At 59.3% G+C, this 12,206-nt stretch carries 8 protein-coding genes; 6 read left to right on the top strand and 2 right to left on the bottom strand.

Features of this window, described 5'->3' with window-relative positions; genetic code table 11:
• Positions 1 to 2 precede the first annotated feature (2 nt).
• Both KGP24_RS03685 and araC read right to left on the bottom strand, forming a co-directional pair.
• Positions 3 to 770, bottom strand: coding sequence for a DedA family protein (locus KGP24_RS03685; protein ID WP_223562404.1), 768 nt, complete (start codon positions 768 to 770; stop codon positions 3 to 5).
• 128 nt (positions 771 to 898) lie between these two features.
• A complete protein-coding gene (gene araC, locus KGP24_RS03680) occupies positions 899 to 1,744 on the bottom strand; it encodes an arabinose operon transcriptional regulator AraC (protein ID WP_023310373.1) in 846 nt (281 codons plus the stop codon).
• Positions 1,745 to 2,081: 337 nt separating this feature from the next.
• Here araC and araB point away from each other — a divergent pair, with 337 nt between their 5' ends.
• The 6 genes from araB to rluA all read left to right on the top strand — a co-directional run bounded on the left by araB (position 2,082) and on the right by rluA (position 12,186).
• Complete coding sequence (gene araB / locus KGP24_RS03675; RefSeq protein ID WP_223562403.1) at positions 2,082 to 3,791, top strand: ribulokinase; 1,710 nt, start codon at positions 2,082 to 2,084, stop codon at positions 3,789 to 3,791.
• A gap of 10 nt (positions 3,792 to 3,801) precedes the next feature.
• Positions 3,802 to 5,304: an L-arabinose isomerase gene (araA, locus tag KGP24_RS03670; RefSeq protein ID WP_223563446.1), complete on the top strand. Its 1,503-nt coding sequence runs from the start codon at positions 3,802 to 3,804 to the stop codon at positions 5,302 to 5,304.
• Positions 5,305 to 5,351: 47 nt separating this feature from the next.
• Complete coding sequence (gene araD / locus KGP24_RS03665; protein ID WP_032660728.1) at positions 5,352 to 6,047, top strand: L-ribulose-5-phosphate 4-epimerase; 696 nt, start codon at positions 5,352 to 5,354, stop codon at positions 6,045 to 6,047.
• A 74-nt stretch (positions 6,048 to 6,121) separates the two neighbouring features.
• On the top strand, positions 6,122 to 8,479 hold the full coding sequence (gene polB, locus KGP24_RS03660; protein ID WP_223562402.1) for a DNA polymerase II: 2,358 nt from the start codon (positions 6,122 to 6,124) through the stop codon (positions 8,477 to 8,479).
• 128 nt (positions 8,480 to 8,607) lie between these two features.
• Positions 8,608 to 11,514 carry an RNA polymerase-associated protein RapA gene (rapA, locus tag KGP24_RS03655; RefSeq protein ID WP_223562401.1) on the top strand — a complete coding sequence of 969 codons (2,907 nt, stop codon included), beginning with the start codon at positions 8,608 to 8,610 and terminating at the stop codon, positions 11,512 to 11,514.
• A gap of 12 nt (positions 11,515 to 11,526) precedes the next feature.
• Entirely contained in the window at positions 11,527 to 12,186 is a 660-nt protein-coding gene (gene rluA, locus KGP24_RS03650) for a bifunctional tRNA pseudouridine(32) synthase/23S rRNA pseudouridine(746) synthase RluA (protein ID WP_223562400.1), read from the top strand.
• Positions 12,187 to 12,206: the final 20 nt, after the last annotated feature.

The raw sequence follows: 12,206 nt of genomic DNA, 5'->3' as shown, positions 1-12,206 counted from the left end.
CCTTAACGGCTCACCACCTTCAGCAAGATCTCGCCGTATACCGGCATCAGCGGGTGGCGAATCAGCGCGACCAGCGCCACCACGGCAACACCCAGCGTCAGCGGGGCCAGCCACAAAAGGCGAGAGCGCGGAAGATAGCGCGCCAGGCGATCGACGCTGGCTTTCGCGCTGCGCCACAGCCGCCAGCAAAGCCATGCAGCCAGCCACAGCAGCACAGCCGTGCCCAGCAGCAGCCACTTAAACTCACCGCTTTGCATGCCGTCAGGAATATCGATGGCAGCACCCGCGAGGATCCCCGGCAGGAAGTAGAACGGCGGCCAGAAGACGCAGCCGATAATGTTCGGCACCACGAATTTCGCGACGGGCAGATCCAGCATTCCGGCCACCATCGGCACCAGCGGACGCGTTGGCCCGACAAAGCGTCCGACGAGGATGGTAAACATGCTGTGCTGGTGCAGCGCATGCTCGGTTTTATCCAGCAAGGCTTTGTTCTTTTTCATGAACGACCAGCGGTGCAGCGGCTTCTTAAAGCGCCAGCCCAGCCAGAAGGAGATCCAGTCGCCGAGCAGGCAGCCGATAATCCCGGCCAGCCACGCCTGCCAGAAATTAACCTCGCCGCTGCCGATCAGCGCCCCTAGCCCTGCCATCATCACCGTACCGGGCAGGATCAGCCCAACGAGCGCCAGCGATTCCAGAAACGCCACCAGCGCCACGGCGATGAGCGAGTACATAACGGACTGGGTAATAAAGTGTTCCAGCAATGCCTGCATAACTATTCCGGTCAGAAAACGAATCAGCGATTCTGCTTAGCGCCCCGCACCGCGTCAAGGCAACAATTGTCTGAATAGTTTACAGGTTGCTTTCCGCATTCACCTGTTTGTTTATCTTTTTTTACCGTTTATTCACATCCCGCGCGGAATTCGCTCGGGCTGGCACCGGTACATTTTTTAAATACCCGGGAGAAATAGAGCTGATCCTCAAAGCCCACGTTACGCCCCACGGTGGCGATCGGCATCCGGGTGGTGCTGAGCAGAAGCTTTGCCTGGCTGATCCGCTGATCCTCGCGCCAGCTCAGCACGCTTACCCCAAGCTGCTGGCGGAACAGATGCGACAGCCGCGACGGCGACAGGCAGACGTGCTGAGCAACGCTGGCGATATCAAACTGACTATCGGCCAGGTGGTCGCTGATGTACTGGCAGGCGTCGCGCACGCGGTTATCCAGCGGGGGATTAAGAGACTCGTTAATTGCCTCCATGCGGCGCAGCAGCAGCTGTTCGAGCAGGTTAATCGCCAGCAGTTCGGCGTAGCGACCACCGGCCTGTCCCGCCTCAATAATCTGCGCAAAAAGCTCGCGAAACTGCGCCAGATGAACCTCATCCGGGCGATAAAAACCGGTGTGCGCAAAAATCGCTGGCCACGAAAGCCACTCCTGCCAGTAGGCGCGCGGACGGAAGTAGACCCACTGGTGATACCACTCTTTGGCATCCGGATGACGGCCATAGTGGTGGATCTCCCCCGGTGGAAACAACAGGATATCGCCGGGGCGGCAGACGAACTGCTGGTCACCGTTCTTAATGATCCCTTCACCCCGCACGGTCAGGTTGAGGATATACCCTTTCATTCCGAGCGGTCGGTCAACGTAAAAGTCGAGGTATCCCTCAGCCTCGATAGGGGTCAGTCCCGCCACAAGGTGCGCGTTAAACGAGTATCCCGGCAGCAGGGGATCGTTTTGCGTTTCGGCCATAGATTCAGTTCTCCCAAGGGTCCTGAAGGAAACCAATTGTCCATATCACTAAAAGCAGGTTAAAAATGGCCAGCGAAAAGATCCAAAAAGCATCACGCCGCTTTTACGTCCGCCATGTTTCAGCCTTTCCCCCTGATTTCTCCGCCAGAGCAGGCAGATAGCCAGTAACAAAAGTGTCTATAAGTGCGGCAGAAATGTCCACATTGAATATTTGCACGGCGTCACACTTTCCGTTGTAACAGCAATTTAGTCCATAAGATTAGCGGATCCTGCCTGACGACTTTTTTCCCCAGTCTCTAATGTTCTTCCATACCTGTTTTTTCGATGGAGCAACACCATGGCAATTGCGATTGGCCTCGATTTTGGCAGCGATTCGGTTCGCGCGCTGGCAGTGGACTGTACGTCCGGCCAGGAGATAGCAACTAGCGTTGAGTGGTACCCGCGCTGGCAAGAGGGGCGCTACTGCGATGCGCCTAACAACCAGTTCCGCCACCACCCGCGTGACTATATCGTGTCGATGGAAGCGGCGATCAAAACCGTCCTGGCTGAACTGACTGACGCCCAGCGGTCTAAGATTGTCGGAATTGGCGTCGACAGCACCGGCTCCACGCCTGCCCCTGTGGATGCCGAAGGCCGCGTGCTGGCGCTGCGCCCGGAGTTCGCCGACAATCCGAACGCCATGTTCGTGCTGTGGAAAGACCACACCGCCGTGGAAGAGGCCGAAGCCATCACCCGCCTGTGCCATCAGCCGGGCAAAACAGACTACTCGCGCTATATCGGCGGGATTTATTCCAGCGAATGGTTCTGGGCCAAGATCCTCCACGTCACCCGCGCCGATGCAACCGTCGCACAGGCTACGGCGTCATGGGTTGAGCTGTGCGACTGGGTGCCTGCCCTGCTCTCCGGCACCACCCGCCCGCAGGATATACGCCGCGGTCGCTGCAGCGCCGGGCATAAATCCCTGTGGCATGAAAGCTGGGGCGGCCTGCCTCCCGCCGCGTTCTTCGATGAGCTCGACCCGATCCTCAACAAGAGCCTGAAATACCCGCTGTTTACCGACACCTTCACCGCCGATATTCCCGTCGGTACCCTCTGCGAAGAGTGGGCGAAGCGTCTCGGACTGCCGCAAAACGTGGCGATCTCCGGCGGCGCCTTTGACTGCCATATGGGCGCCGTGGGCGCGGGCGCACAGCCAAACACGCTGGTCAAAGTCATCGGCACCTCCACCTGCGACATCCTGACGGCGGATAAAGCCACCGTCGGCGACCGCGCGGTGAAAGGCATCTGCGGCCAGGTTGACGGCAGCGTAGTACCGGACTTTATCGGTCTTGAAGCCGGTCAGTCCGCGTTTGGCGATATCTACGCCTGGTTTGGTCGCGTGCTGGGCTGGCCGCTGGATCGGCTGGCGGCGGCGCATCCTGAACTGAAAACCCAGATCGCCGAGAGCAAAAAGCAGCTTCTGCCACAGCTCACCGAAGCCTGGGCAAAAAATCCGTCTCTCGAACATCTGCCGGTGGTGCTGGACTGGTTTAACGGCCGCCGCACGCCGTTTGCCAATCAGCGCCTGAAAGGAGCGATCGCGGATCTCAACCTGGCGACCGACGCGCCTGCGCTGTTTGGCGGCCTGATTGCCGCAACGGCCTTCGGTGCCCGCGCCATTATGGAGTGCTTCACCGAGCAGGGCATCGACGTGAACAACGTGATGGCGCTGGGCGGCATCGCCCGTAAAAACCCGGTGATCATGCAGGCCTGCTGCGACGTGCTGAACCGTCCGCTGCAGATTGTGGCCTCCGATCAGTGCTGCGCGCTGGGCGCGGCGATTTTCGCCGCCGTGGCCGCAGGCGTTCACGCCGACATTCCGACCGCGCAGCAGCATATGGCGAGCGCCGTCGAAAACACACTCCAGCCGCGTGCCCAGCAGGCGCAACGCTTTGAACAGCTTTATCAGCGCTACCAGCAATGGGCAAAAAGCGCCGAACTTCACTATCTCCCTGTCGCCGCCCCGGCCAAAAGCACCGCGGACACTACGGCAACCCTGACCCATTAAGGACACGATGATGACCATTTTTAATAACTATGAAGTGTGGTTTGTGATTGGCAGCCAGCATCTGTACGGACCGGAGGCGCTGCAGCAGGTGACGAAGCACGCGGAGCACGTGGTTAACGCGCTGAACGCGGAAGCTAAACTGCCGTGCAAACTGGTGCTGAAACCGCTGGGCACAACGCCGGACGAAATCACTCACATCTGCCGCGACGCCAACTACGACGATAAATGCGCCGGTCTGGTGGTGTGGCTGCATACCTTCTCACCCGCCAAAATGTGGATCAACGGTCTGTCTATCCTCAACAAACCGCTGCTGCAGTTCCATACCCAGTTTAACGCCTCCCTACCGTGGGACAGCATCGACATGGACTTTATGAACCTGAACCAGACCGCGCACGGCGGCCGCGAGTTCGGATTCATCGGCGCGCGTATGCGTCAGCAGCACGCGGTGGTCACCGGCCACTGGCAGGATGGCCAGGCCCAAAAACGTATCGGCTCCTGGATGCGTCAGGCGGTCTCTAAGCAGGATACCCGACACCTGAAAGTGGTGCGTTTCGGTGACAACATGCGTGAAGTGGCGGTCACCGACGGCGACAAAGTAGCTGCGCAGATCAAGTTCGGCTTCTCCGTGAATACCTGGGCCGTGGGCGACCTGGTGCAGGTGGTGAATGAAATCAGCGATGGCGACGTGAGCGCGCTCGTGGACGAGTACGAAAGCAGCTACCGCCTGACGCCTGCGGCACAAATCAACGGCGACAAGCGCCAGAACGTGCTGGACGCGGCGCGCATCGAGCTGGGCATGAAGCGCTTCCTTGAACAGGGCGGCTTCCACGCCTTTACCACCACCTTTGAAGACCTCCACGGCCTGAAACAGCTGCCGGGCCTGGCAGTGCAGCGTCTGATGCAGCAGGGCTATGGCTTTGCGGGCGAAGGCGACTGGAAAACTGCCGCTCTGCTTCGCATCATGAAGGTGATGTCGACCGGTCTGCAGGGCGGCACCTCCTTTATGGAGGACTACACCTATCACTTCGAAAACGGCAACGACCTGGTACTCGGCTCGCATATGCTGGAAGTGTGCCCTTCTATCGCCGTCGAAGAGAAACCGATCCTCGACGTGCAGTATCTCGGCATCGGCGGTAAAGCCGATCCGGCTCGCCTGATCTTCAACACCCGCACGGGCCCGGCCATCAACGCCAGCCTGATCGATCTGGGCGATCGCTTCCGCCTGCTGGTGAACTGCGTCGATGCGGTTGAAACGCCGCACTCTCTGCCGAAACTGCCGGTCGCTAACGCCCTGTGGAAAGCACAGCCTGACCTGCCAACCGCCTCAGAGGCCTGGATCCTGGCCGGCGGCGCGCACCACACGGTGTTCAGCCACGCGCTGGATCTGAACGACATGCGTCAGTTCGCCGAGCTGCACGATATCGAGCTGACCGTGATTGATAACGATACCCGCCTGCCCGCCTTCAAAGACGCGCTGCGCTGGAACGAAGTCTATTACGGTTCAAAACGCTAAGTACGGAGTGCCCGGTGACGCTCCGCTCACCGGGCAGGGAGACAACAATGTTAGACGATCTCAAACGTCAGGTGCTCGAAGCCAACCTGGCGCTGCCGAAACATAATCTGGTGACCCTGACCTGGGGCAACGTCAGCGCCGTTGACCGGGAAAAAGGCGTGTTCGTGATTAAGCCTTCCGGCGTGGATTACACGGTGATGACGGCGGACGATATGGTCGTTGTCAGCCTCGAGACCGGCGAAGTGGTCGAAGGTAAGAAAAAACCGTCCTCCGATACGCCGACTCATCGCCTGCTGTACCGGTCATTCCCGACCATCGGCGGCATTGTGCATACCCATTCACGCCATGCGACCATCTGGGCACAGGCGGGCCAGTCCATCCCGGCGACCGGCACCACCCACGCGGACTACTTTTACGGCACCATTCCCTGCACGCGTCTGATGACCGATGCGGAGATCGGCGGTGAGTACGAGTGGGAAACGGGGAACGTGATAGTCGAAACCTTCGAAAAGCAGGGAATCGACGCGGCGCAAATGCCAGGCGTGCTGGTGCACTCCCACGGCCCGTTTGCCTGGGGTAAAAACGCGGAAGACGCGGTGCATAATGCCATCGTGCTCGAAGAGGTCGCCTACATGGGGATCTTCTGTCGTCAGCTGGCGCCGCAGCTGCCGGATATGCAGCAAACCCTGCTGGATAAACATTACCTGCGCAAGCACGGTGCGAAGGCCTATTACGGGCAGTAGGCTGTATATAAACCCAGCATAAAAATCTTAACCAGGCTATAATCAGGCCTGGTTTTGTTTTATGGGATAACGGCGTGGCGCAGGCGCAAGAAGGCTTTTTACTAACCCGACACTGGCGGGATACCCCTCAGGGCACCGAGGTCGCGTTCTGGCTGGCAACCGACAACGGCCCGCTGCACGTTACGCTGCCCCCGCAGGAATCCGTGGCCTTTATTCCGGAAGCCCACGTCGAGAAGGTGAAGCAGCTGCTGCACGGCGAAAACGGCTGGCGCATCACCCCGCTTGAACTGAAAGATTTCCACCGCCAGCCGGTTTACGGCCTCTACTGTCGCGCCCATCGACAGCTGATGCGCTATGAAAAACTGCTCCGCGAGGCGGGCGTGACGCTCTACGAAGCCGACATCCGCCCACCGGAACGCTTTCTGATGGAGCGGTTTATTACCGCCCCCGTCTGGGTCGATGGTTCCCCACAAAATGGCAGTTTCATCAACGCGCGCCTGAAGCCCAATCCGCACTACCGCCCGCCGCTGAAGTGGGTCTCCCTGGATATCGAAACCACCCGTCACGGCGAGCTGTACTGCATTGGCCTGGAAGGCTGCGGCGATCGGGTTGTCTATATGCTCGGGCCGCCAAACGGTGATACGTCCGCGCTGGATTTCCGTCTGGAGTACGTCAACAGCCGCCCGCAGCTGCTGGAGAAGCTTAACCAGTGGTTTGCCGACTACGATCCCGACGTTCTGATCGGCTGGAACGTGGTGCAGTTTGATCTGCGCGTCCTGCAAAAGCACGCCGAGCGTTACCGCATCCCGCTGATGCTGGGGCGCGGAAACAGCGAGCTGGAATGGCGCGAACACGGATTTAAGAACGGCGTTTTCTTCGCGCAGGCTAACGGTCGCCTGATAATTGACGGCATCGAAGCGCTGAAATCGGCTTTCTGGAATTTTTCCTCTTTCTCCCTGGAAGCGGTCGCGCAGGAGCTGCTTGGCGAAGGCAAATCCATCGACAACCCCTGGGACAGAATGGACGAGATAGACCGGCGCTTTAACGAAGATAAACCCGCGCTCGCCACCTATAACCTGAAAGACTGCGAGCTGGTCACGCAGATATTCCACAAAACCGAGATTATGCCTTTCCTGCTGGAGCGCGCGACGGTGAACGGCCTTGCGGTCGACAGGCACGGTGGTTCGGTTGCTGCCTTTAGCCACCTCTATTTTCCGCGGATGCACCGGGCAGGATACGTCGCCCCTAACCTCGGGGACGTGCCGCCGCAGGCCAGCCCCGGCGGCTACGTCATGGATTCCCGGCCAGGATTGTATGACTCCGTTCTGGTGCTGGACTACAAAAGCCTGTACCCGTCGATTATCCGCACCTTCCTGATCGATCCCGTCGGGCTGGTTGAGGGCATGGCCCAGCCGGATGATGAGCACAGCACCGAAGGCTTTCTCGGCGCCCGCTTCTCGCGGGAAAAACACTGCCTGCCTGAGATTGTGGGAAACATCTGGTACGGCCGCGATGAGGCCAAGCGCCACGGCAACAAGCCTCTTTCTCAGGCGCTGAAAATCATCATGAACGCCTTTTACGGCGTGCTGGGCACCAGCGCCTGCCGCTTCTTTGACCCGCGTCTGGCTTCCTCGATCACCATGCGCGGACACGAGATTATGCGCCAGACCAAAGCGCTGATTGAGTCCCGGGGCTATGACGTCATCTACGGCGACACGGACTCCACCTTTGTGTGGCTTAAGGGCGCGCATTCAGAAGACGAGGCCGCGCAAATCGGCAAAGCGCTGGTCGCCTTCGTGAACGACTGGTGGCAGAAACATTTGCAGAAAGAGCGGTTAACCAGCGCGCTGGAGCTGGAATTTGAAACCCATTTCGCCCGCTTTTTAATGCCCACCATCCGCGGTACCGATCAGGGCAGCAAGAAGCGCTACGCCGGGCTGATTCAGGAAGGTGACGCGCAGCGGATGGTTTTTAAAGGGCTCGAGACAGTGCGTACGGACTGGACGCCTCTGGCCCAGCAGTTCCAGCAGACGCTCTATCTGCGGGTGTTTCGCAATGAGCCGTATCAGGACTACGTGCGTGAGACGATAGCCAGCCTGATGGCGGGTGAACTTGACGCGCAGCTGGTGTATCGCAAACGCCTGCGCCGCCCGCTCGCGGAGTACCAGCGCAACGTTCCTCCGCACGTCCGCGCCGCGCGCCTCGCTGACGAAGAAAACGTCCGCCGTGGCCGCGCGCCGCAGTATCAAAACCGGGGAACCATCAAATACGTCTGGACGATAAACGGTCCGGAACCGGTGGATTATCAGCACTCGCCTCTGGATTACGAACACTATCTGACGCGTCAGCTTCAGCCGGTTGCCGACGGAATTTTGCCCTTCATCGACGACGACTTTGCTACACTAGTTACAGGGCAACTTGGCCTATTTTGACGCGTGACGAAATGGCTGCCATCCAGTACCATAGCGCCCTTTCCATTCCCGGACCCATTTTTCGATGACCGTCTTTTTTGACGGGGGTCGAACTATTGCCTGCAATTAAAGATTAGAGCCGAACAACTATGCCTTTTACACTTGGTCAACGCTGGATCAGCGATACAGAAAGCGAACTTGGATTAGGAACCGTCGTTGCCGTTGATGCGCGCATGGTTACCCTCCTCTTCCCTGCCACCGGTGAAAACCGCCTGTACGCTCGCAATGACTCCCCTGTAACCCGCGTGATGTTTAATCCGGGTGACACCGTGACCAGCCACGACGGCTGGCAGCTCAAGATTGAAGACGTAAAAGAAGAGAATGGACTGCTCGCCTACATCGGGACTCGCCTGGACACCGAAGAGGCCAATGTCATCCTGCGTGAAGTGCTGCTCGACAGCAAACTGGTGTTCAGCAAGCCGCAGGACCGCCTGTTTGCCGGGCAAATAGACCGTATGGATCGCTTCTCCCTGCGCTATCGCGCGCGTAAGTTCCAAAGTGAACAGTACCGTATGCCGTGGAGCGGCCTGCGCGGCCAGCGCACCAGCCTCATCCCCCACCAGCTGAACATCGCCCATGACGTGGGCCGTCGCCATGCGCCACGCGTGCTGCTGGCAGATGAAGTGGGCCTGGGTAAAACCATCGAAGCGGGCATGATCCTGCATCAACAGCTGCTTTCCGGGGCTGCCGAACGTGTGCTGATCGTGGTGCCAGAAACCCTGCAGCACCAGTGGCTGGTAGAGATGCTGCGCCGCTTTAACCTGCGTTTCTCCCTGTTCGACGATGAACGCTATGCCGAAGCGCAGCACGATGCCGATAACCCGTTTGAAACCGAACAGCTGGTGATTTGTTCCCTGGACTTCGTGCGCCGCAGCAAGCAGCGTCTTGAGCACCTGTGCGATGCCGAGTGGGACATTATGGTCGTTGACGAAGCGCATCACCTGGTCTGGAGCGAAGACGCGCCGAGCCGCGAATACATGGCTATCGAGCAGCTTGCCGAGCGCGTGCCTGGCGTTCTGCTGCTGACCGCTACGCCTGAGCAGCTTGGTCTGGAAAGCCACTTCGCCCGCTTGCGCCTGCTCGATCCAAACCGTTTCCACGACTTTGAGCAGTTCGTGGAAGAACAGAATAACTACCGTCCGGTCGCGGATGCCGTCGCTATGCTGCTGGCGGGCAAGCGTCTTTCAAATGAAGAACTCAACACTCTGAGCGATCTGATTGGCGAGCAGGACATCGAGCCGCTTTTGCAGGCTGCGAACAGCGACAGCGACAACGCGGAATCCGCGCGTAAAGAGCTGATCGATATGCTGATGGATCGCCACGGCACCAGCCGCGTGCTGTTCCGCAACACCCGTAACGGCGTAAAAGGTTTCCCGAAACGCGAGCTGCACACCATCAAGCTGCCGCTGCCGACGCAGTACCAGACGGCGATCAAGGTCTCCGGCATTATGGGTGCGCGTAAAACCCAGGAAGAGCGCGCCCGCGACATGCTCTATCCGGAACAAATCTACCAGGAATTTGAAGGCGATACCGGTACCTGGTGGAACTTCGATCCGCGCGTGGAGTGGCTGATGGGCTACCTGACCGCGCACCGCTCCCAGAAAGTGCTGGTGATCTGCGCCAAGGCGGCCACCGCGCTGCAGCTGGAGCAGGTCCTGCGCGAGCGCGAAGGTATTCGTGCAGCCGTGTTCCACGAAGGCATGTCCATCGTCGAACGCGACCGCGCCGCGGCGTGGTTCGGGGAAGAGGACAGCGGCGCACAGGTTCTGCTGTGCTCGGAAATCGGCTCTGAAGGCCGTAACTTCCAGTTCGCCAGCAACCTGGTGATGTTCGATTTGCCGTTTAACCCGGATCTGCTGGAGCAGCGTATCGGCCGTCTGGATCGTATCGGTCAGGCGCATGATATTCAGATCCACGTGCCGTATCTGGAAAAAACCGCCCAGTCCGTGCTGGTGCGCTGGTTCCACGAAGGTCTGGACGCGTTTGAGCATACCTGCCCGACGGGCCGCACCATTTACGATCGGGTGCATGGCGATCTGATCGGCTACCTGGCCGCGCCGGAAAATGCGGAAGGGTTTGATGAGCTGATCAAGTCCTGCCGTGAGAAGCACGATGCGCTGAAAGCGCAGCTGGAACAAGGCCGCGACCGACTGCTGGAGATCCACTCCAACGGCGGTGAAAAAGCGCAGGCGCTGGCCGAGAGCATTGAAGAACAAGATGATGACACCAGTCTGATCAGCTTCTCCATGAACCTGTTCGACATCGTCGGCATCAACCAGGACGACCGCGGCGAGAACCTGATTGTCCTGACTCCGTCCGATCACATGCTGGTTCCGGATTTCCCGGGCCTGCCGGAAGATGGCTGTACCATCACCTTCGAGCGTGATGTGGCGCTGTCCCGCGAAGATGCTCAGTTCATCACCTGGGAACACCCGCTGATCCGCAATGGGCTGGACCTGATCCTCTCCGGCGATACCGGCAGCAGCACGATCTCCCTGCTGAAAAACAAGGCACTGCCAGTAGGCACGCTTCTGGTGGAGCTGATTTACGTTGTGGAAGCGCAGGCGCCGAAACAGCTGCAGCTTAACCGCTTCCTGCCGCCAACACCCGTCCGCCTGCTGCTGGACAAAAACGGCACTAACCTGGCGGGACAGGTTGAATTCGAGAGTTTCAACCGACAGCTGAGCGCGGTAAACCGCCATACGGGCAGCAAGCTGGTGAACGCGGTACAGCAGGATGTGCACGCCATTCTGCAACTGGGCGAAACCCAGATTGAAAAAGCGGCCAGAGCGCTGATCGACGCCGCGCGCAGCGAAGCCGATGAGAAACTGTCTGCGGAGCTGTCACGTCTGGAAGCGTTAAAAGCAATCAACCCGAACATCCGTGACGACGAGCTGGCGGCGATTGAAAGCAACCGTCAGCAGGTGCTGGAAAGCCTGAATCAGGCTGGCTGGCGTCTGGACGCCCTGCGTCTTATCGTTGTGACGCATCAGTAAACGGAGCGCAAGATGGTGATGGAGCCTTACAATCCGCCGCAGGATCCCTGGCTGGTCATTCTGTATCAGGATGAACACATTATGGTGGTCAACAAGCCCAGCGGCCTGTTGTCCGTGCCGGGGCGTCTGGACGAGCACAAAGACAGCGTGATGACGCGCATTCTGCGCGATTATCCGCAGGCGGAGTCCGTCCATCGCCTGGATATGGCCACCAGCGGCGTGATTGTGGTTGCGCTGAACAAAGCGGCGGAACGCGAGTTAAAGCGCCAGTTCCGCGAGCGCGAGCCGAAAAAGCAGTATGTCGCCCGCGTCTGGGGCCACCCCGCGCAGGCGGAAGGGCTGGTGGATTTACCGCTGATCTGCGACTGGCCGAACCGGCCTAAGCAGAAGGTGTGTTATGAAACCGGCAAGGCCGCGCAGACCGAGTATGAAGTGCTGGAGTACGCGCCGGATAATACCGCGCGCGTCCTGCTTAAGCCGATTACCGGACGTTCACACCAGCTGCGCGTGCATATGCTCGCCCTGGGTCATCCGATTCTGGGCGATCGCTTTTACGCGCCGCCTGAAGCGCTGGCCTTAGCGCCACGTCTGCAGCTGCACGCGCAGACGCTCACCATCACCCATCCGGCCTTCGGTAACGCGATGACGTTTAAAGCCCCGGTGGACTTCTAAAAAAAGCCCGACATCGTCGG

The sequence above is a fragment of the Enterobacter sp. JBIWA008 genome (genome assembly GCF_019968765.1).
Lineage (GTDB): Bacteria > Pseudomonadota > Gammaproteobacteria > Enterobacterales > Enterobacteriaceae > Enterobacter.
Note: the sequence above shows the minus strand (reverse complement) of the source record. Positions and strands in the feature narration are given on the sequence as shown.